The organism is Paenibacillus terrae, assembly GCF_005217525.1.
Classification (GTDB): domain Bacteria; phylum Bacillota; class Bacilli; order Paenibacillales; family Paenibacillaceae; genus Paenibacillus; species Paenibacillus terrae_C.
The window spans coordinates 36734-59243 of sequence record NZ_PNXQ01000016.1; the positions used below are offsets into that span (position 1 = coordinate 36734).

The following is a 22510-nucleotide window of genomic DNA, read 5'->3' on the forward strand; positions in this document are numbered from 1 at the left end:
ACATGCTGACACAATCAACGGAGGTTTCCACGATCGCTGGAGAGCTGTCCAAAAGCAAGAGCTGGGCGGAGCAAGCGACACTACGGGCTTTGGTCAACAGCTATCTGCGGGAAATGCAACAATTTGACCCGAGAATGAATACGAAAGCACCGGAAATAAGGGTGACTCTGCCCCAAGTCGGGCTGCAAATCATGGGAACTCTACACCACTTCTCTGCAACCGGGCAACATGTGTATGGGAGTGCTTGGTACGAGGTAGAAGAAGGTGGGATGCACAGGCCGCTGGAGATGGATGGAGTTATACAAAGGCTGCTGGACGAGATGAGCTATCACGCTACGCCCGAGCAACGGGAAGCAGAGCAGCAAAAGATGAAGCAGCGTATTCGTAACAGTATACACAAAATGACGCTCTTTATGGATCACCATATTAAGACCATAGGCGAGAGCAAGCTACACTCTTTCTCTGGTACAGAAGCCCACCTGACGTATGTACGTTCGGAGCAGTCTTTGCTGATCGGGCACCCTTTTCATCCTTTTCCGAAAAGCACGGAGGGCTTTGCTGATGATGAGCTTCTATTATACAGTCCCGAGATGGGCGCGGCGTTTCCGCTGTATTATTTCGCGGTTCATGAGGATAACGTGCAGGAGGAATGGATTGGTGAAGAGTATCGCAGGGATGCCATTGACCCATCTGTGCGGCTCCATGCTCGGCGTCAATGGGGAGAGGAGCTGGCACGATATCGCATTTTGCCCATGCATCCATGGCAGGCCGAGCAGGTGTTGCGTCAATCCTGCATTCAAGGTTTGATACGTCAGCGGGTGTTGATTCCTTTGGGTGCGCTAGGTCCTGTCATTTATCCGACTTCTTCGATACGAACAGTATGGGATTTAAAAACCGGAAACGGCTATAAGCTGCCGCTGCATGTGCGGATTACCAATCTGGTGCGTGACAATACACAGGAGCAGGCTCGGCGTACATTGGATGCTGCGAAGGTCATTCACGAGCTTTCAGCCAGCTGGTCGTCTCATATCCAATCCGAGTCCTTCAAGGTGCTGACAGAAACGGGATACAGCCGCGTATGCTTCCAGGCGAATGAGGAAGCGAAACGCACAGAGAGTCCTGAGTTTACTAAGGATGCAGGGCTTTCACAGGTCACCACGAGTGATGCAAAGTATGACGCAGGACATGAGTATAGCCCGGCGGCAACAGAACGAGGAACAGCGACGGCTCAAGAGCTGGAGCAGCTTTCTGACCAGTTTACGGTTCTTTATCGTCCCATGGATTTGAACCCTGAATCCACCTATGTACTGGCTTCCTTGCTGGAGCCGTTGCCGGGTGAACAGGAGCCGCGGCTTATTGGAGTAATTCGGGACAATTACCCGGGCAAAAATGGAAATCGGCCTGACCTGTTAGCTTGGCTGGAACGGTATCTGCACATATCCATGGTGCCCATGCTGCGTTTGCTTGCGGTGAAGGGTATCGCCTTCGAGGCCCATGTACAAAATTCGCTTCTGTCCCTACAGGATGGATGGCCGGACTGCTACTATGTACGGGATTTGGAGGGCGTAAGTATTGTGCGTGAACAGGCCGAGGCAGTCGGGTGGGTCGGTTCACTGATTGCTGAGGATAGCCCTGTATTGTACGGTGCAGAAGAGCCGTGGATGCGAACCCGTTATTATTTCTTTGTTAACCATTTGGGGGCATTGATTCATGCCCTTGCGGTTCATGAGCAACACAGTGAGCAGGAGCACTGGAGGGTGGTTCGCAAGGTGCTGGAGCAATTACGGAAACAAGATGCTGGTTCTTGCCCCCGTCTAGCCGCCTATATCCAGGATTTATTGACCGCACCTACGCTGCCTGCCAAAGCCAATTTTACAAGCTGTTTTCAGTCCAGAGGGGATACGCCGTCGTTTATCCTGATCCCTAATCCAATTCATTTTCGTGAGGTGACTTCATGTCTGTAACCAACATTTCGGATCATATTTTCTCCACAAGCAATCTTTCTACAGCTCCCGCCAGCAACGCTTCGACGACTCAACGCTTCATTCAGGCGCTCCGCTCGGATACCTTTACACAGGTCGAGCAGCGTATCATCCGTCAACTGATTCAGGCATTGCTATATGAAGAAATTTTGCCTTATGACACGTACAGCGATTCCGTGGATAGCGGTGATCCACATTTTATACTGTCCGGCAAGGACCTTACAGGTCGCCCCGTCCAATACCGTTCTGTCGGGAAATGGATGCACAGCTTTGGGCGCATTCGGCTGGTTCCTGTTCCGGTCATTCGAGTTGGGACAGACGGAAGCGAAACGACAGCCATGCTGGCGGATTTTGCAAATGAGGTCCTCAGTGCCGCACAGCAGGGTGAACGGCTTCAGCGCTTTATCGAGGAATTGGAGCAGACCTTGCTAAAGGATGTACAGGCGCAAAGCTCTTTCACCGCGCCATTTCTGACGGATGACCAGCGTCGATATGATGAGCTGGAAGGCAATTTGGGGGATGGACATCCCTACCATCCATGTTACAAATCCAGAATCGGATTTACGCTGGCAGATAATGAGCTGTATGGTCCCGAGTTCAAGCAGCCTCTCCGTCCTGTTTGGTTGGCTATCGCTAAAAGCCATAGCCGGGCGGGGCAGTCGCAGGCAATTGAGTATGAAGCATTTATTCGCCAGGAGCTGGGAGAAGGTGAAGTTGCGCGCTTCCAAGCCTTGTTAACCAGCTACGGTCAGCAACCGGAGACCTATCGCTTCATGCCTGTCCACCCGTGGCAATGGCAGCAGGTCATTTTGCCACGGTTTCATCAAGAGCTGACGGATCAGCGGATCGTATGGCTCGGTGAAGCGAGCGATGTGTATCAGGCGCAGCAGTCGATCCGCACATGGTCCAACCGGACCACACCGGAGCGCTCGTATGTGAAGCTGTCGCTCAGCATTACGAACACCTCCACCAGCCGGATCATGGCTGGACATACGGTGCTGAACGGAGCGCTGATCACGGACTGGCTGCATGGGTTGCTAGAGCACGATGAATATGCCGCTCAGCAGGGGTTCTTTGTTTTACGTGAGATTTTGGGTATCACGTATGACTATGAGCAGCTTCCCGAATACCGTCAGGCGAAAACCTACGGCTCACTGGGGACGGTTTGGCGGGAAAGCATCCATGGCTATTTGCAGTCGGATGAGGATGCGATTCCTTTTAACGGACTATGCTATGTGCAAAAAAACGGGGTGCCCTTCATAGATCCGTGGATACAGCAATTCGGTGTAGAGGAATGGACCCGGCGTGTGCTGGAGGCCACAATATCGCCGATTATTCATATGCTGTATGCGCATGGGATTGGTATGGAATCCCACGGTCAGAATATCATTTTGATCCACCGGAACGGGCAACCGACACGGGTGGCGCTTAAGGATTTTCATGATGGTGTGCGGTTTTCCGTGAAGCATCTGACAGAGCCGGAGAAATGCCCCGATCTTCATCCTGAGCCGTCAAGTCATGCCCGGATTAACCGCAATTCGTTTATTAAAACGAGCAACCCGGACGATGTACGCGACTTTTCCTACGATGCTTTTTTCTTTATTGCTGCCGCCGAGCTGGCGATGTTCCTGGCTGAACAATATCAGTTGGATGAGCAGCGCTTTTGGAAAATGTCCGCACAGGTCATTCATGATTATCAGCGCCAGCATCCTCAGCATGAGGAGCGATTCCGTCTGTTTGATTTGTTTGCCCCGACCGTACAGATTGAAGAATTGATGAAACGGCGGCTGCTTGGGGATGAGGACCTTCATTTCAAACCGGGAATGAACCCGCTATATGCGTATCGGGAGCCGACATGCTGACTGTAAATCGGCTTCAGGAGAAGCTGCGGAAAGGTCAGGAGGTATTTGGCCTCATCGCTTCCATCCCAACGGCGCTTACGGTCGAGATGATCGGACATGCCGGATATGATTTTGTGATCATTGACATGGAGCATGTCATGGTCAATCCCGAGACGGTGGAGCATATGATCCGTGCTGCGGAAGCTGCACAAATCACGCCCTTGGTGCGTGTGCCAGAGGTCAATGCCAAGGAAATACTGCGTGTGCTGGATAGCGGAGCACAGGGAATTGTCGTTCCGCATGTGGAGAGCAGGGAGCAGATGGAGATGCTGGTGCAGGCTGCAAAATATAGCCCGGAGGGCAAACGAAGCCTGAACAGCGGCAGGCCTGCCGCATTTGGCAAAGGAAGTCTGGTGGACTATATGAAGCAGGCCAATGATCAGATCATGCTGGTGCCGATGATTGAGAGCGGATTGGGTGTGGAACGCATCACCGATATTTTGTCTGTATCGGGTATGGGCATGGTGCTGGAGGGAGCAGCGGATTTGTCCCAATCGTACGGGGTGCCGTGGCAGACCGATGCAACGATTGTGCAGGAAGGGCTACAGCGCGTCTTTGAAGCTTCACGGCAAGCAGGTATTCCGTACTGTGCCATTCCGCGTAGGGACGGTGAATACGGCGCACGGGCAGGACAAGGGGTTCATGCCTTCGTGCTGGGTGATGAGCGGGGAATTGCTTTTCGCGCCTTGCAAAAAAGAAGGTCTGACCTACAGTAGCTCTCAACATAAAGGAGGAAGAACATGAGTCAGCTTGTTACAGCATTATCGGGAGGGCAGATCGTTCCGTATCTGAAAAAGCTTATCCAGCAAACACGGGAGCGAGAGCAGCAGCCGGTATGCGCATATATATATGACCTGGGCGCACTGAGAGAACGGGCACAACGTTGTGTGAGCAGCTTGCCCGACGATTGCAGTTTGTTTTACGCGGTCAAAGCTAATCCCGATCCTCATTTGATTGCTAGCCTGCTTCCCATCGTAAAGGGCTTTGAAGCTGCATCTATTGGAGAGATTCGGACCATTCGTGAAGTGTCAGCCGACGTGCCGATTATTTTTGGAGGTCCGGGGAAAAAGGACGCCGAAATTGAGGAAGCGTTGGAGCGGAAGGTGATGCTGATTCATGCTGAAAGTCTGCATGAGTTGCAGCGTATCGGCTGGATTGCGGAACGCAGGCAACAGCATGTATCTATTTTGCTGCGCATTAATTTACGGCGTACCTTGCCGGAGGCGAGCATTACGATGTCCGGTCGTCCCACTCAGTTTGGTATCGACGAAATTCAGGTGCCGGAAGCGATCCGACTGGTCCAAAGCCTGCCGTATGTACAATTGGAGGGCTTCCATATGCACTCTCTGTCCAATAATCTGGATGCCCGGCTGCATGCTCGCATGGTCGCTACGTATTTGCAGTGTGTGCAGGGCTGGATTCAGGAGCATGAGCTATCTATCCGCTATCTGAACGCGGGCGGTGGCTTCGGCATTTCGTATACCGATCTGGAGCGCAGGTTTGAATGGGATGATTTCATGGAAGAATTGCATCAAGTGTGGGAGGAATACCGTATTCCAGGCATCCAGCTCATTTTTGAATCCGGGCGCTATATGGTGGCACACTGCGGGTATTATGCGGCAGAAGTGATCGACCTCAAAACGAATCATGACCAGCATTATGCCATTATTCGTGGGGGAACCCATCATTTTCGATTGCCAGTGTCATGGCAGCATAATCAGCCGTTTGAGGTGGTTGCTGTTGACGATTGGCGTTATCCTTTTCCGCGAACAGAGCGGCGACAAACAGCGGTGACCATCGCGGGTGAGCTTTGTACTCCCAAGGATGTACTTGCGTATGAAGTGTATGTGGAGCATTTGCGGATTGGCGATGTTCTGCTGTTCCATATTGCGGGAGCCTATGGCTGGACGATTTCCCATCATGACTTTCTCAGTCATCCACATCCACATTTTTACTATATAAACCAAAATTGAGAGTGATCTATAGCGCTACTACGCAAACAGAAAGTTCTTCCCATCGCCCCGCCCCCGGATTTCTAAAATAAAGCCTATGATCAGGGTCGAAATCAGTCAAAGCAGCACTAACATGAAGGAGGAATGAATCCATATGAAGTACACAACAAGCACGACCCCGGTGCTTTCGTCCGAAGAAACAACGCTTTTGCAGAAGAAAAAGCAGGCTGAAAACCATGTCATGCAGGATCTCATCAATACATTGCTGGCAGAAGGATTTTGGGAGCATGCCGATGTTGAACTGTTGTCTATGCCGCAATGGCAAAGCTACTATACTACCGTCCATCCCGAATTAGGCGAGCTATTTTCTTTTGCCGATCCTGAAGCAATTGCGGATGCAAAAGGGGAAATCTCTCCCAACGGCCGTTCTATAAGCCTTTACCGCTGGTGGGTGGATCGGGAGCAGCAGCACAGTCTCATTTTTCCCGTACAAGCTGCGGTGGTTCAACCCCATCGCTATCTACAGTCGAATGGCGTGTATGAAATTCGGCGGTGGCCAGAGGGTGGCGGGTTTGATGCAGTATTGCTTCACCCCGTAACGCTGATGCAGCGTGTGATTGAGGGATGCCTGGATGAAGAATACCGCCAACAGGAGGGAGTGGGACGGTTTGTCCAGCTACTGGAGCAAACCATTGAACAGACTACATGGTCGCTGGATAGCGGACTGACGGATGAAAGTATACTGGAGAAATCGCCCTCAGAGGCTTTTCAACGATTGGAACAGTATTCTTCGCTGCGTGATCGTCCGTTTCACCCCGCATCCAAGGCCAAAACGGGCTTGAACGAGGAGGACTATCGCAAATATATCGCTGAATTTGGGCAAGCCATCACGTTGAACTGGGTGGCGCTCCGAAAGGATGCGGTGATGACCGGAGTGGGAATCGCAGAAGGGCCTCATTTTACGGACACAGAAGCAGTAGCAGCAGTAGTCGAATCGGTTACACAGCGTCCATACGATGGGCAGCAGCCGGGTGACCTTCTTCTGTCCAGTTCCGAGCGTCAGCTAGTAGAGCAGGAGATGCAGGAACGCGGATTTGCTGCGGATTATATTGCAATCCCCGTTCATCCGTGGCAGCTCACGTATATGCTGCCCCAGCATTTGCATACCGAGCAGGCGGACAAAGTATGGATTCCACTGGAAGTGAAGGCCGGAGCTTTTCAGGCAACCTCGTCTGTGCGCTCCCTGTCTCCCAAGGATGGCGGGCCAAATTATGTCAAGCTGCCGCTGGGCGTGTTTTCATTGGGGGCATCCCGCTATCTCCCTGCGGTAAAGCTGATTAACGGAGATCGTGGACAAGCCATGTTGCAGCAGGCCAAGACCCGTGACCCGCAGCTTCAGGAACGCTTATTTTTATGCGATGAAGGCTCCTGGTGGGCCTATATGCCGGAAAATGGCAGCCTGTATGATGATCCACCCCGGCACCTGGCAGCGATGGCGCGGATTTATCCGCATGAATTGATCCATGATCCTGCTGTTTGCCTGATTCCCATGTCTGCGTTGGCCGCAGGCCAGCATCATTTTTTCCGGGAATGGGCCACTGAGCGCGGACTTCCAGACACGGCAGAATCGGTAAAACAACTGTTCGGTGAAGTGTGCTCGACATTTTTTGAAATCATGCTGCGCCTGTATCGGATCGGGCTTATGCCTGAAATCCATGGACAAAACTGTGTACTGGTCTGGAAAAATGGCAGGATCGAGCACATTTTGCTGCGTGACCATGACTCGGTGCGTCTGCATCTGCCCTGGCTGACAGAGCAGGGGATTGCCGATCCTGAATACCAAATCCGACCCGGCTATTCCAACAGCCTATATAATGAAACACCGAAGAAATTGCTGTTCTACCTGCAAACCCTTGGCATTCAAGTCAATCTGTACGCCATTATAGATACTCTTAGCAATGTTTATGGAATAGATGAGTCCACTTTGTGGTCTGTACTAAAGCATCAATTGGAAGAAGCGATCCAACGTGTGCCCTTCAAGGCTGACGTTCGTCAGGAAATCGAGCATATTTTATTTGAAAAGCCGGATTGGCCGCTCAAGCTGCTGGTTAAACCTTTACTGGAGCAGTCCGGGGTACCCGGCAGCATGCCATCTGGTCAAAGCCGCATACAGAACCCGTTTCATCATTTATAAGCTTGAGCGCAATTCCATTTTGCAAAATCCGACCCAGTCTATATATAATGAAATGAGTTCTCACATAAATGAGAATAATTATCGATATATAGAAGGGCTGGGAGCCATGAATACTCAAGACCCATCTTTTACTTCATTTCTTTATAAACTGCAGGATATTCAGCATGTGTACTCTGGTCGCTCTTTCTCCCGGCAAGAAACGTCCTTTCATACCTTGTTATTATTCAATGAAGGCGAAGGGGACATAGCCATTGATGGAATGATATATCCTCTTTACCGTCAAAAGGGCTTTATGCTTGCTCCCGGCGCAGTCATGAAGCTCCATATGCTGTCCGGCGCTCTGGCGGATTATTATATCATCCGTTTTCTTGCATTACAGCCGTCCGGGGAGCCGGACCGTTACATACCTGCACCAGCGCTTGGACCGCATGATTGGATCATTCCCCACTTTCGTTTTGTAATGGATATGGTCGAGGAGATCAAGAGGAAGCATCATTGTAATAGCGTGTGGGACCAAATGAAGGCCAACATTGTATTTCAGGAAATGCTGATGTCCTTGTTCCAGCATACGAGCCGTGATCAGAAGCCCGATGTGCAGCAGGCGGTGACGCTGACCCTCCATTATATGGAGCAGCACTATGCTTCCGATATTACACGGGACAAGCTGGCGGAGCTGGCAGGGATGAGCGCTGATTATTATTCGCGTATGTTCAAAAAATTGATCGGCAAAAGCCCGATGGAATATTTGACGGACATTCGTATTAATCATGCGAAGCAGGCGCTTGTGCTCACTCGTGATTCCTTCCGATCTATTGCTCACGGTGTCGGGTTTAGCGATGAGTTCTATTTTAGCCGTAAATTTAAAGCCGCTACTGGACGTTCTCCCTCAGCCTACGTGAATACAATTAGGTATTCGGATAAAATCGCTTCGCTCAAGCATCTGTTAACCGGACATTTGGTGGCATTGGGCATTGAGCCGTACGCGGCAGTCATCAACAAGGCTTATCCTGTCACCGAAGGCTTCCGTAATACCATTTCGGTGGGTGAGGTCCAGCCCGATCTGGAGAGGCTGATGTCAGCCCGGCCTGATCTGATTTTAACCTGTGAGTTCAGGGATTTTGAGAAGTCGAAAAAGGAAAAAATGTACGAGCAGATTGCGCCCACCGTCACCGTGCCCTTTTTTCAAAACTGGCGCACTCATTTTCAGTCCATTGCCCGTATTGTCGGCAAGGATGCAGAAGCGGTGGAATGGCTGGAACGGTATGAAACGAAGGCTGCGACCATTTCTCGAAAGCTCAGGCAAAAGCTCGGCGGGGAGACGGTGCTAATCGTGGGAGTGGGGAACCAGAAAATGTGTGTGTATGGACAACGGAATGTGGGAACGGTGCTATATGGGGATTTAAAGCTGTCTATGCCTGTGGGAGTGGAGGATATTGCCCATTACCGTGAGGTGACGTTGGACGATCTGGCTGAATATGACGCGGACCGCATCATATTGACCTGTTTCCGCCACTATGGAAATGCCTGTGAAGAACAGACGATTCAGCAGGAATGTCTGGCTCTGTGGCGCTCCCCTGTATGGCAGAAATTGAAGGCGGTGCAAAGCGGAGCTGTACACTCTATGTGTGATAGCCGACACCTGTATACATGCTATACTTCGTTGTCCCACGACCTGTTATTGGACAAAACGGTCACGTTGTTATTGTCTGATTCGTCCAAATAAGGGACGCTAACGTCCATGTTCATCATGGCCCCTCTCCCTATAATTAATAATGAGAATCAATATCATTATTGGCGATCTAAATAGGGGGAATAGAGAAATGTTTCGAGCTTCAGGCAAGGGGAGTATATGGGTTGCGCTCATCGTTGTATTGCTGCTTTTATCCGGCTGCGGAGCTGGAGGCGCGGGTAAGAGTGCAAATTCCGGTGAAGCGACTGGAACGGATAAAGGAACGACGGATACGCAGGGAGCGACTTCAACCGATTCGGTGCGTACCATTGAGCATGTGTTGGGGAAAACCGAGATTAAAGGTACGCCCAAACGGATCGTAACACTGTATAACGGCGCTACAGACGTCATGATCGCCTACGGCGTCAAGCCTGTGGGGATTGTGGAGGCAAGTGGAACGGAGCCGGTATACGATTATTTGAAAAAGGATCTTGAAGGGATTCCGACCGTTGGTCTGGAGACACAGCCGAATATGGAGGAAATCTATAAGCTGAAGCCGGATGTCATCCTTGCAAGCAAGTTCCGTAACGAAGCAACGTATCAGCAATTGTCGGAAATTGCACCTACGGTTGCCGTCGATCAGCTATATGAGTGGAAGGATACAGTGAAGCTGATCGGACAAGTGCTGAATCAGGAAGACAAGGGCACACAATTGCTGGCGGATTGGGACCAACGTGTAGCGGACTTCAAAACAAAAATGGGCGATCGCCTGCCGATCAAGGCTTCCATCGTTAATTTCCGGGCAGACCATGCACGTATTTACTATATGGGCTTTGCCGGACAGATTTTGAAGGAACTGGGCTTCACCCGCCCTCCTGCACAAGAAGGAGACAAGTGGGGAATTAAAGTCAACAGCAAGGAAAGTATACCGGACATGAATGCAGATACGTTGTTCGTCTTTAACTCGGGCAAGGATCAGGCAGCGATTGAAAAAAATGTTGAAGCCTGGACAAGCCATCCCTTGTGGAAAAACCTTGATGCATACAAGAAAAAGAGTATTTTCAAGGTCGATGAAGTGAACTGGAATCTGGCTGGAGGCTATCTGAGCGCAAATCGGATGCTGGATGATCTTTATAAATTATATGATCTGAAATCATAAATAAATATTTCAAAAGCAAGACGGAAATACAGCAGAGGAGGGGTGAGGGGTCTATATCTCTCATCCTTCTTTTGTGTTGTACCATGCTGCTGGAAGAGTGAGGCTATGCAAAGATGCTAACAACGAATCTAAGAAAATGGACGGGACTTGGTGTATGTCTGATCCTATTGGCAGGGTCTTTGTTTCTTGGCTTGCTACTGGGCAGAACGCTGATTCCTCCGGAATTTATGATATCTTCCCTCCTGCATTATGATGCTCAAAATGTAGAGCATGTGCTGATACATACCGAACGTTTGCCGCGCACGGTCATTGCTGCTGTTGTAGGCGCGAGCTTGGCGATGGCAGGAGCCTTCATGCAGGCACTTACCCGCAACCCGCTGGCTTCGCCCAGTACGTTCGGTATCAATGCGGGTGCTTTGTTCTTCGTCTCTATCGCAGCGGTCGTGTTTTCGGTCGAGTCCATGATGTCTCTGATGGGCTTTGCCTTGATCGGCGCAGGACTGGCGGCTATTCTGGTGTACGTCATCGGTTCATTAGGCAGGGATGGTTTGACACCGATCAAAATTGTGCTGTCAGGCTCAGCCATTCACGCTTTGTTCATGTCGATGATCCAGATTATTTTGGTGATGAATGAAACGGGGATGCAAAATGTACTGTTCTGGATGGCAGGCTCTGTCAGCGGACGTTCATTGGAGATGCTACAGCCATTATTTCCTTTTATGCTGGTAGCGGCTATCTCAGCCATATGTATGGGCAGAGCGGTGAACCTGCTTGTGACCGGGGAAGATGTGGCGAAGGGACTGGGACAAAATACCCTATGGGTAAAATGCGCGATGGGCGTGATTATTGTGGTGCTGGCTGGTTGCTCTGTCGCCATTGCGGGCGCCATTGGCTTCGTTGGCCTGATCATTCCGCATGTGGCGCGTGCCTTGGTTGGTGCGGATTACCGCTGGATAACCCCTTTTTCGGCGGTACTGGGTGCTTTGCTATTGGTGTCGGCGGATACCGCAGCCAGAATGCTGATTTCGCCGCAGGAAATTCCGATTGGCGTCATTACAGCTTTAATCGGGGTTCCCTTTTTCGTTTACATTGCCCGTAAAGGGGTGGCGTGGAAATGAAGCGTGTGATTTTGAAGCATGGGACTGGCAGAGACGACATGAATGCGAAGCGTTATGTGACGCTGCGCAGCAGAAGCGGCAGGTTTCATATCCAACTGGAAAAGAAAGCACTATGGATGATGTGTGGACTGGCCTTGGCGCTACTGATCATTGGCGTGATTAGTGTAGGCTGGGGGGATACGTATGTGCACCCTTGGGAAGTGCTTCGAGCGATATGGGGGCGTGGCTCAGGCGATTATGATTTTATTCTGTACAGGCTGCGGTTTCCGCGAGCGCTTACGGGAGTGCTGGTTGGAGCAGCTTTGGGCATCGCAGGGGCGGTGCTTCAGGGCATTATCCGCAATCCGTTGGCATCCCCGGACATTCTCGGGATTACGGGCGGCGCATCCGTAGCGGCAGTTACGTTCATTGCTTACGGGGGAGCTGTTTTGAGCATTCAGTGGCTGCCTGTGGCGGCTGTTGCCGGAGCGCTGGTCGTATCGCTGCTTGTGTATACATTGGCCTGGAAGGATGGTGTGACACCAATCCGACTGGTGCTGGTGGGGATTGGTTTGGCTTCTGCTATGAGCTCGATTACGACGCTGCTGCTGGTCATGAGCTCGTCCTTTACAGCCGGCAAGGCTTATATTTGGCTGACGGGCAGCGTGTATGGAGCATCGTGGAATAACGTATATACGATGCTGATCGCTATTGTGATTTGCACACCTCTGGTTCTCTACTTTTCCCGCAGCCTCAACACACAGGAGTTGGGGGATGATGTGGCTACCGGCTTGGGGGTGGAGGTACAGCGGCATCGTGTGATGTTGCTGCTGCTCAGTGTGATCCTTGCTGGAACTGCGGTAGCAGTTGCGGGAGCGATTGGTTTCGTGGGTTTAATCGCGCCGCATATTGCGCGCCGATTGGTAGGCCGATCCATGGGCAGCCTGACGCTGGTGTCGGCGCTGGTGGGTGGATTGCTGGTGTATCTCGCCGATTTGCTGGCCCGTACGGTTTTTTATCCGATTGATATTCCCGCAGGTATTTTTACAGCAGGGGTGGGTGCACCGTTTTTCCTGTATTTGCTACTCCAGCGCCGAAATCAGTATTAAAGCCGAGCTGGGATTTTTTTGAACACTTATTTGAACATTTATATGGGTGGTTCATCTTTTTTAAATGGAATATACAAGATCTTAAGTTCGCAGTTTATAAAAGGGGAGGGAAGCTGCATGGGTTTAGAGGTAAAGAACCTGATGATTAACTACGGGACAGACCCGGTTATTCAAGAGCTGGACCTGCAAATTCCGGAGGGAAAGATTACGGTGCTGGTAGGCAGCAATGGCTGTGGAAAATCGACGATTTTGCGTGCCATGGCGCGGCTATTGAAGCCTGCGGCGGGGGCGGTACTGCTGGATGGACAGGCTATTGCCCAGTTACCCTCCAAGCAGATTGCCAAAAGGCTATCCATTTTGCCGCAGGGACCGTCAGCGCCGGAAGGACTGACCGTGTATCAGTTGGTCAAGCAGGGTAGATATCCGCATCAGAGCTGGCTGAAGCAGTGGTCCGCAGAGGATGAAGCACAGGTGCAAAACGCGCTGCAAGCGACGCAATTGGAGGCTTTTGCGAATCGTCCGGTAGATTCCTTATCTGGCGGGCAGCGCCAGCGTGCGTGGATTTCCATGACTTTGGCGCAGGGGACAGATATGATCCTGCTGGATGAGCCAACGACCTATTTGGACATGACGCATCAAATTGAGATTTTGGACCTGCTGTTTGATTTGAATGAACGAGAAGGGCGAACCATTGTCATGGTGCTGCATGATCTGAATCTGGCTTGCCGCTATGCGCACCATATGGTTGCTGTATACGATAAACGTATTTACGTGCAGGGAAAGCCGGAAGAAATCATGACGGCAGAGACGGTGGAAAAGGTATTCCAACTGCGCTGCCAAGTCATTCCTGATCCCTTGTACGGAACACCGATGTTTATTCCTCATGGAAAGGGGAGGAAAATGGATGCCGTACGCCAAAGGATCTTCGTTTGAGCCTGCAGAATGGTCGTATCTGACGGAAAAATTGCGAATAAGCAGCAGCGGAGAGCAAGCTCCAACCGGACGTTATGATCTACCTGCAGCTGATTTGCTGGAAGCAACTCCATGTGCTATGTATCTGGATCGGCTGGCAGGGCTGCATGATTTTTCTTCACGCAAGGTGACGGCCTCTGTTTTGGCGAAGCGGTACGGTTTTTTGATCGTGTCCCCGGTACTGTATGCCATGTCGGTGTATAACAAGATGCTGGAAGTCGGGATTGCTGAATGTGCAATTCAATCTGCTTTTGTCAAGGATACCTGGCTCCCAAGGTTGCATTTGAACAGACTGCTGGTTACGGAATGTGACATCGGAAAGAAGGGTGAGGATGGGGGAGGCATCAGTCTGGAGCAGCGTCATGCTTGGCGTGATCACGTCATTCAGCATGTATTTGCAGAGCATTTGGCTCTGGTGTGGCGATCTGTATCCGCTGTTGCTTCCATTTCAAGAACGGTATTATGGGAAAACACCGCCATCTATGTCTATGCGCTATATGAAAACCGCATCCGTCAGGAGCTAAAGAGCGAGGATCGGCTACGAATGGAGGAGGATTTTAAATATCTGACCTGTGAAGCTCCGGCTCACTTGTTTGGTGAACGGCAAAATCCACTGGCCCGGTATTTCGGCTCTCCCCGTTCAGAGAGAGCGGCGGTACCTGTAACGGCATCTGTATCCATCGCACCCACTGCGGCCGTGAAAGCTGTACGTGTTCGCAAAACCTGCTGCTATTTTTACCAGATGAAGGAAAAGGGCAGCTATTGCCCTACCTGTCCGAAGATACATTGTACGAGCTAAATAAAAGCTACGATGCTTGGGCTACAGTGAACTGAAACTTTGCCTAAGCGGCCATTTCGCCTGCTTTGATTTCTATATGCTAATGTGAGTTGGGTTATATCACGAAAGGAGCTGGTTTGTATGTTTCGCATTCAACCTCGGGTTCAGGGGATAACGACGGAACTGCTGGAGCTTTATCAGCATGTAAGTGCTTCTACCCTTGGGCATTTCACGGATTTTGGATGTATGCAGGCAGTACAGCCGTTGTTTCGTCCCATTCGATTGCTGGGAAATGCAGTTACGGTGAGGCTTCCCCATATGGACTCCACCGCTGTACGTCATGCGCTGGAATTGGCACAAGCGGGTGATGTGCTTGTCGTCGATATGTCAGGTGATGATGCCAGAGCCTGCTGGGGAGAATTCAGAGCTTATGTGGCGATGAAAAAACAACTGGCTGGAGTGATTGTTTCCGGTTGCGTCACAGATGTGGGGGTCTTGAACCAGCTACAATTCCCCATTTTTTCCAAAGGAATTAGCGCCTTGACTACACGTACACTGGAACTGGAGGGAGAGGTGAATACCCCGATTAGCCTATTTGGGGTCAGCGTACATCCAGGTGATCTCATTTTGGGTGATGACGATGGTGTATTTGTAGTAAAGCCAGGGGAAGCATGGGAACTGGGGGAAAAAGCTTTGGAAAAGCAGCGCAAGGAGGAGCTTACGCGCAAGCAGTTCGGATACGATCAGCTTTTGAATGCCCGGCTGGAAAGGTAGACATTGCACGAGCGTCAGGTGTTAGGTATAGTGTGGATAAAGATTTTGCACGCAGGGGAACTTTTTCGTTTTCATAGGAGAACCAGGAAGTATTGTCAATCTCATCGTATGTCATCTGAGAGAGAGCAGGAGGGAAAACGATGAACCATCAGCAATTGGATGAATTTCTCAGAAGTCTGGACGCTGTTGAGCAAATACAGATTCGCACCGGGAAAAATGTGAACGATTTAGAACACTTAGGGTTTCATATTACGGAAAGCGAAATAGGGCATGAGATTCTTCGAATGCAAGGCAAGTATTTTTTTGATAGCGGGTCCATTTATATGAGCAAGCACCATCGGTTTGCGGACATGCCCTCACACAATCATGATTTTATTGAAATGAATTATATGTATTCCGGGGAATGCACACAGGTTATTGATGGTAGGGAAATCAGGCTGGAGCAGGGGCAGATATGTATTTTGGATACGAATGTTCCGCACAGCATTTATGCGCTTGGGGAAAATGATATATTGGTTAATTTGATTATGAAAATGGAAACGTTCTCAACCACTTTTTTTGGAGGTTTTAGCAATACGGGTATTGTGGCTGATTTTCTGGCTAACGCGGTATCCCGGGACAGAAGGCATAACCGTTATATTTTATTTCATTCCCAGCAGTATGAGAATGTACAGTATATTTTTAAAAATATGCTGTGTGAATTTCTATCCCCCCAGGATTATGCTCAACAAATGCTAAGTCATTATGTGCCTTTGCTGCTTACCGAACTGATGCGGGTATATCAACTGGATATGAATTTTGAGCTGGATCATAAGCCGGGTAAAGCGAGCATTATTGATATTTTGCAATACATTGAGCAGCATTACCGCGACTGTACGCTACCCCAATTGGGGGCGACGTTTAATTTTAATCCTAATTATCTGGGGAATTTACTTAAAGAGCAGACAGGCAAAACCTTTCGGGAGCTTGTCCAAACTCAACGTATGCAGCACGCGGAGACACTGCTTCGCCATACAAACCACAGTATCAGCGAAATAGCGTACAAGGTGGGATATGAAAGCCTGGGATTTTTTTATCGGAAGTTTAAGGAGTATTCGGGACATACCCCCAGTCAATATCGCGAGTATCAAGGGCGGGTGGATGATGTTTGACATTGACAGCAAGACTCGAATGAGAGAAAAAGTGCACCAGAGCCCTGATACGGTCAAACAAAAGCTTGATTATGAACCAGATGAGAGCCATTGAGCTAATTACAACATCCCATATATGATCATCCAGCGCGTCTGCGGTCGTATGAGCTGCTTGCTCAAGTGATGCGAACAGTCACATAGTAAGGTCGTGCCGGAAGAGGTTCTCTTAACCCGATCCTGGCACGGCCTTATGGCATTTAAAGCTTATACTTGCGAATCAAATAGGTTGGGGTACAGCTCCACGCGTGACAGTAGCTGTTGATTAAATAACTGCCGTAGGGTGAAAAGGATTTATTATGAGGATCGTACAATTCCCAGAACGTGTCCGCTCCATCCCTCAGCATACCTCCCCAGTAGGATTTGAGGTGTTTTACGGCCCCGTCCCGGTCTCCAGTAATCAGCAAAGCTTCGACCAAATAGTGATGCATATACGGTGTCGTCAGGCCAATATCCGGTTGCTCGGACAGCAGTCGTTGCATAAGAGCTGCATTTTGCTCTGCATCCAGCACTTCTGCCAAAGCCATCCAGATTTGTCCGGCCCACGAAATTTGGAGGTTGGGACCGCTGACGAAGAAGCCTTGTTCTTCATCCCATAGTTGGGCAAGCGTTGCGGTCGTAACGTCCTCCAGCCGCTGGTTAAGGAACGGAAGCTTGTCGGGATCAACCTGTTCAGCTAATCGAATGGTTCGTTTTAACGTATAAATGAGTATCGCTTGTGAAGGGGCTTGCTTATCCAATTCTTCCTGCCAATCGATAAAAGACCACCATTCGTCACTGTGTGGTGGAAGATGCTGCTCATTCAGACGCTCCAGAGCCAGTTCCACCTGTCGGTACGCGGTCGGCCACAGCTCCTGCAAAGTGCCACTGTCCTGAGTCGCCTCATAGTAATCGTACAAGGAGACTGTAAATAGCAGGGAATAATCGAACAAGTACGTATCGTCCGGTATGAGTGTGGGAGTGATAAACAGATTCGCTGCGACTTGACCTTGATGATTCGGTACCCCCGCAAATAAATACAAGCAATGCTTGACGAGATCATTATTGCCGAAGGTTTCGTAATTAGCCAGCGCTTGAAGGCGCAAATCACCTAGCCACAGCCGTCGATCCCGTTTGGGGCCATCCTCGAACACTTCCTGCATACAGTTTTGCAAGGTTCGGATGCTGACTTGATCAATGTCCTGCAAGAGTGGGTCAGGATGCTCCAATGGGACTATACGCGAAGCGTCACCAGAGGTAACGGTCTGGATCTGGATGTTATCGAAGGCTACCCGATATTTCTGAGAGGTATCTATAATTTCAAATTTAACATATCGGAAGCTGTAGCGGCGCGGCAACCGAATGACGTCAGGCAGTACATCGACATATAGCGTTTCCTGCTGTAGCCATGAACTGCTGATCCAGCCTGTATAATTGGCGAAAGGTTCACCGACTTCAACCGGCATTTCGCCAAAGGTCAGCTTGAGATGCAGCGGCGCGTCTGGGGGACTGCCCACAGGGCTAACAGAGAAGGAGAGGTACCCCACCTGATGCATGCCAAAGTCAAGAATGAACTCATCCCCCTTGCCATAATGCTGCTCCGAAGAACTAACGGCAGAGTGAAGCGGAAGTGCTAACCAGCCATGCATCGCGTTCGTATCCTGCAATACCTCAACCATTTGTTGTGGTTGGACGGTAGAAGTATTTAAATGTGGCTTCAGATCAGTGGCCTTATGGATGAAGGTTTCGTTACGCACAATTGTAGTTGTGGAAGTTTGAGGAACAGGGATTGAATTTGACATGGTTATGCCTCCTTTAAAATAATTAAACGGAATGTGGGAATGGTTTATTTCCAGCCGCCAGTGTTGTTTCATCTAAAGAATCATCCGGCTCCGGATTCCGCTCCTGAAGTTCGGCGCGAATCTGCGGGAAAATGTGATCCAGACGATAAAAGAACATCATCATAATCGAAATAACAGTGAGAATCATCGGAATGATGAGATAATTAAGCTGAATGGCAAACAGCCCTGAGGCACTTTGAGTCTGGTTGGGAATATAATGTCCCCAAGTCAAAAATACGCCGGATAGAGCGCCAGCCAGCGCCATAGCTACCTTTCCGATAAAACCATTAATAGAAGAAATAAAGCCACCTGCGCTAATGCCGGATTTCCATTCTCCATAGTCAACCGGGTCTGCCTGCATAGAAAAATATATAGGCATTCGGACACCGTTGCCCAATCCTGCAATGACTGCACCCGCAATCAATCCAAAGACGTTGGTACCGGAAATGAGCATCATCAATAGTCCTGCAAGATTGATAACGCTCCCAATTTGAAACAACTTTCGTTTGTACATATGACGTGCCAGCAGCGGGGCGATAAAAGTTCCAATAATCGGAATTAATGAACCAATCCCTGCAATCAGACCGATCAGATCTGGGCGATTCACATAATACGTAAAATAATAAATCAGGCTGCCTTGATGAAAAAACATGCCTCCAAACATAAAGATAATGTTGGCTGCGAAGATGTACCAGGGCTTATTCCCTTTGAGCGCCGAAAAGGTTTGGGTAACCGTCACTTTTTCCTGCTGGAGTTTTACCTTTTCCTCTACATTTTTGAAGGTTACAAAAAACATCATCATACCGACGACCGAAAAGATAACCATGGTCCAAAAGAAGCCCTGCGCCTGTGAGCCGTTACCCAGCATTTTGACAAGGGGCATAGTCAAAACGCTGACCGCCGTAGCTCCAATAAAGGAGAAAATAATACGGATGGTTGCCAGCATCGTGCGTTCCTGTCCATCACGGGTCAAGCTTGGCAAAATGGAGGCCATCGGAATATTTACCATCGTATAGGCAAGCGATAACCCCATATATGTGATATAAGCGTAGATTAATTTGCCCACAGGACCGATATCCGGTACATAAAAGGTCAGGATACCCAAAAGACCGAATGGAATTGCACCAAACAGAAAGTATGGCCGCGATTTGCCCCAGCGTGTACGCGTTTTGTCAATGATGATCCCCATGACCGCATCCGCGACACCGTCCACAATACGAGTAACTAGCAGCAGCGCACTGACCGCAAGCACCTCTAATCCCATGACATCCGTATAAAAAAACATTAAATATAGCGTGATCATTTGCCAAATCAAGTTACACGCAAAATCGGCAACTCCGTAACCAAGACGTTGTTTCCAGATGCCTGTCTTTGTAACCATACTCATCCCTCCGTAGATCCCTATGACGCCGATACGGCATGATAGAGGATAAAATTCAGTAGCTCATCTTTCTTGAAGATGTGTGTCATGTTGTAAGTTGAATGAGGCGGCTCCGGATTGCCTTCCAAACTTACATTTATTAAAGCGCTTTCTTTTTCATATGGCAATTATCGTTTTACAGATCAATGTATCCGTTTTACAGGTTATTCAAAATTAAAATTTATTTTTGATTATTTTTGTATTATGTATTTTCAAAATAAAACAAAAGTGTTATAGTCTCCGTAAACCAATTATACTCACATTAATAAATCGATTCAAAAATAAAAATGAACTTGGAGGTCTTTTTCCTATGGTACAAAGTCTGTGGAATTCTTCACAAGCATCTGAGCAAAAAAGTACGCTGGAACAGCTCGTATATCGTTCTAACCTGATCGGCACAGATAGGAGCGTGTGTAACTGGGGAGGCGGCAATACTTCGGCCAAAACGACGATACAGGATTTTCGCGGGCGTGAAGTAGAAGTAATGTACGTCAAGGGCAGCGGTTCCGATCTTGCTACGATGAAAGCGCCTAACTTTACAGGGCTTCGTATGGAGGATATCCGTCCCTTGATCGAAAGGGAAGATATGTCTGACGAGGATATGGTCGCGTATCTGGCGAATTGTATGATAGATGCCAAGCATCCGCGCGCTTCGATTGAAACGCTATTGCACGCTTTTTTACCTTTTAGACATGTGGATCATACCCACCCGGACGCCATTATCAGCTTGTGCTGTGCGCATAACGGCAAGGACATTGCGAAAGAGATTTTCGGTGACCGTTTTGTATGGGTACCTTATATTCGTCCTGGTTTTAAGCTGTCCAAGATGATTGCTCAAGGTGTACTCGATCATCCGCAAGCAGAATTGGTATTAATGGAAAAGCACGGTCTGGTTACATGGGGAGAAACATCCGAGGCAGCCTATGCGAAAACCATTGAAATCATTCAGGAAGCAGAAAGCTATATTAAGGCTCGTCAAGAGGAAAAACAGTCGTTTGGAGGCGCAAGATATAAAGCGCTTACTCAAGAGGAACGCCGTAGTATTGCATCTCGTGTCATGCCATCCGTTCGGGGAGCGGTCAGTGATGAGAAGAAGATGATCCTTACCTTTGATGATGCAGAGGACGTGCTGGAGTTTGTAAATGGTCAGGATTCTGCTGTATTGTCACAGGTCGGGGCAGCGTGCCCGGATCATTTGGTTCATACCAAGGTGGTGCCGTTTTTTGTAGACTGGACACCGGACGTAGAGGATGTCGAGGGTTTAAAAATAAAGCTCGTAGAGGGTATCGCAGCCTATAAGGAGCAATACCAAGCTTATTTTGAACGCAATCGGCATGAAGGAGACGTTATGTTTGAGGCTGCGCCACGTGTCATTTTAATCCCGGGGATCGGCATGATTAACACAGGCAAAAGCTGGAGTAACGCACAGGTGAGTGGCGCTTTGTATCATCGTGCTATCGCGGTGATGCGGGGTGCGACGGCGTTAGGACAGTTTGTTTCGCTTAGTGAAAACGAATCGTATAACGTGGAATACTGGCCCTTGGAGTTGTATAAGCTGTCACTCGCTCCGGCAGAAGCGGAATTTTCACGCAAAATCGCGCTCATTACAGGCGGTGCAGGCGGAATCGGCAGTGCAACCGCACGCCGTTTGGTGGATGAAGGAGCACATGTCGTGTTGGCCGACCTGAATCTGGAAGGCGCACAAAAGGTGGCCGCCGAGCTGAATGACCACTACGGAGAAAACCGCGCTATTGCAGTCAAAATGGATGTGACACAGGAGGACCAGATTCAGGCTGCCTATGCGGAAACCGCGCTGACCTACGGCGGAGTGGATATCATCGTCAACAATGCAGGACTTGCTACCTCCAGTCCATTCGATGAAACATCATTAAAGGAATGGAATTTGAACATAAACGTGCTGGGCACAGGTTATTTTTTGGTAGCACGGGAAGCGTTCAAGCTGATGAAGGAGCAGACACTTGGCGGCAGCATGGTGTTCGTCGGCTCGAAAAACTCCGTCTATGCAGGTAAAAATGTAACGGCCTACAGCTCGGTCAAGGCGCTGGAAGCGCATCTCGCCCGTTGTATTGCCGCAGAAGGCGGCGAATACGGCATTCGGGTGAACACGATTTTGCCGGACGCGATTCTGCAAGGCTCCGCCATCTGGAACTCCAACTGGCGCAACGAACGCGCCGCCGCCTACGGCATCGAGCCAGACCAACTGGAAGAACACTACCGCAAGCGGACGACGCTGCTGGTAAACATTTACCCGCAGGATATCGCCGAGGGGATTGCCTTTTTCGCCTCATCCAAGGCGGAGAAAACGACAGGCTGTATGCTCACCATCGACGGCGGCGTACCCGCTGCCTTTACACGCTAGGAAGTTATGAGCTTGGACTACTTTCAAATAAATCTCTGATTATAAGATAGCCAGCTCTTTTAAATAAGAAAAACGTAAATAAGTTATAATTACTTATTTACGTTTCGTGTTTTATG

Annotated in this window: 16 protein-coding genes; 14 read left to right on the forward strand and 2 right to left on the reverse strand. The window is 49.5% G+C overall.

The window, feature by feature from the left end:
- Positions 1–2: 2 nt before the first annotated feature.
- The 13 genes from C1I60_RS17885 (at position 3) to C1I60_RS17945 (ending at position 16738) form a co-directional block, all read left to right on the forward strand.
- Positions 3–1964, forward strand: a complete 1962-nt coding sequence (locus tag C1I60_RS17885) for an IucA/IucC family protein (RefSeq protein ID WP_137062959.1) — start codon at positions 3–5, stop codon at positions 1962–1964.
- Positions 1955–3844 (forward strand): IucA/IucC family protein, encoded by a 1890-nt coding sequence (locus tag C1I60_RS17890; RefSeq protein ID WP_137062960.1) that lies wholly within the window; start codon positions 1955–1957, stop codon positions 3842–3844. Before C1I60_RS17885 ends, C1I60_RS17890 begins: the two co-directional genes overlap by 10 nt.
- A complete protein-coding gene (locus tag C1I60_RS17895) occupies positions 3838–4599 on the forward strand; it encodes an HpcH/HpaI aldolase family protein (protein ID WP_137062961.1) in 762 nt (253 codons plus the stop codon). The genes C1I60_RS17890 and C1I60_RS17895 overlap by 7 nt, the downstream gene beginning before the upstream one ends.
- 24 nt (positions 4600–4623) lie before the next feature.
- Positions 4624–5856 (forward strand): type III PLP-dependent enzyme, encoded by a 1233-nt coding sequence (locus C1I60_RS17900; protein ID WP_137062962.1) that lies wholly within the window; start codon positions 4624–4626, stop codon positions 5854–5856.
- A 133-nt stretch (positions 5857–5989) separates the two neighbouring features.
- On the forward strand, positions 5990–8029 hold the full coding sequence (locus C1I60_RS17905) for an IucA/IucC family protein (RefSeq protein ID WP_137062963.1): 2040 nt from the start codon (positions 5990–5992) through the stop codon (positions 8027–8029).
- Positions 8030–8135: 106 nt separating this feature from the next.
- The gene (locus C1I60_RS17910) at positions 8136–9752 is read left to right on the forward strand and encodes an AraC family transcriptional regulator (protein ID WP_137062964.1); all 1617 of its coding nucleotides are present in this window, start codon (positions 8136–8138) and stop codon (positions 9750–9752) included.
- A 97-nt stretch (positions 9753–9849) separates the two neighbouring features.
- On the forward strand, positions 9850–10857 hold the full coding sequence (locus C1I60_RS17915; RefSeq protein WP_137062965.1) for an ABC transporter substrate-binding protein: 1008 nt from the start codon (positions 9850–9852) through the stop codon (positions 10855–10857).
- 113 nt (positions 10858–10970) lie between these two features.
- Positions 10971–11975 (forward strand): FecCD family ABC transporter permease, encoded by a 1005-nt coding sequence (locus C1I60_RS17920; RefSeq protein ID WP_137062966.1) that lies wholly within the window; start codon positions 10971–10973, stop codon positions 11973–11975.
- A complete protein-coding gene (locus C1I60_RS17925) occupies positions 11972–13063 on the forward strand; it encodes a FecCD family ABC transporter permease (RefSeq protein ID WP_137062967.1) in 1092 nt (363 codons plus the stop codon). The genes C1I60_RS17920 and C1I60_RS17925 overlap by 4 nt, the downstream gene beginning before the upstream one ends.
- A 117-nt stretch (positions 13064–13180) precedes the next feature.
- Positions 13181–13996 carry an ABC transporter ATP-binding protein gene (locus C1I60_RS17930; RefSeq protein ID WP_137062968.1) on the forward strand — a complete coding sequence of 272 codons (816 nt, stop codon included), beginning with the start codon at positions 13181–13183 and terminating at the stop codon, positions 13994–13996.
- Positions 13968–14834 (forward strand): IucA/IucC family C-terminal-domain containing protein, encoded by an 867-nt coding sequence (locus C1I60_RS17935; protein WP_137062969.1) that lies wholly within the window; start codon positions 13968–13970, stop codon positions 14832–14834. Before C1I60_RS17930 ends, C1I60_RS17935 begins: the two co-directional genes overlap by 29 nt.
- Before the next feature lie 120 nt (positions 14835–14954).
- Positions 14955–15587 carry an RraA family protein gene (locus tag C1I60_RS17940; RefSeq protein WP_137062970.1) on the forward strand — a complete coding sequence of 211 codons (633 nt, stop codon included), beginning with the start codon at positions 14955–14957 and terminating at the stop codon, positions 15585–15587.
- A 140-nt stretch (positions 15588–15727) separates the two neighbouring features.
- A complete protein-coding gene (locus tag C1I60_RS17945) occupies positions 15728–16738 on the forward strand; it encodes an AraC family transcriptional regulator (protein WP_137062971.1) in 1011 nt (336 codons plus the stop codon).
- 236 nt (positions 16739–16974) lie between these two features.
- Here the strand turns inward: C1I60_RS17945 and C1I60_RS17955 are convergent, their stop codons facing one another.
- Together C1I60_RS17955 and C1I60_RS17960 are read right to left on the reverse strand one after the other, a co-directional pair.
- Positions 16975–18555 carry an alpha-L-rhamnosidase-related protein gene (locus C1I60_RS17955; RefSeq protein WP_137062972.1) on the reverse strand — a complete coding sequence of 527 codons (1581 nt, stop codon included), beginning with the start codon at positions 18553–18555 and terminating at the stop codon, positions 16975–16977.
- Positions 18556–18577: 22 nt separating this feature from the next.
- Positions 18578–19975: a glycoside-pentoside-hexuronide (GPH):cation symporter gene (locus C1I60_RS17960; RefSeq protein WP_212734485.1), complete on the reverse strand. Its 1398-nt coding sequence runs from the start codon at positions 19973–19975 to the stop codon at positions 18578–18580.
- A 349-nt stretch (positions 19976–20324) separates the two neighbouring features.
- Here C1I60_RS17960 and C1I60_RS17965 point away from each other — a divergent pair, with 349 nt between their 5' ends.
- The gene (locus C1I60_RS17965) at positions 20325–22394 is read left to right on the forward strand and encodes a bifunctional aldolase/short-chain dehydrogenase (protein WP_137062974.1); all 2070 of its coding nucleotides are present in this window, start codon (positions 20325–20327) and stop codon (positions 22392–22394) included.
- Positions 22395–22510 lie beyond the last annotated feature (116 nt).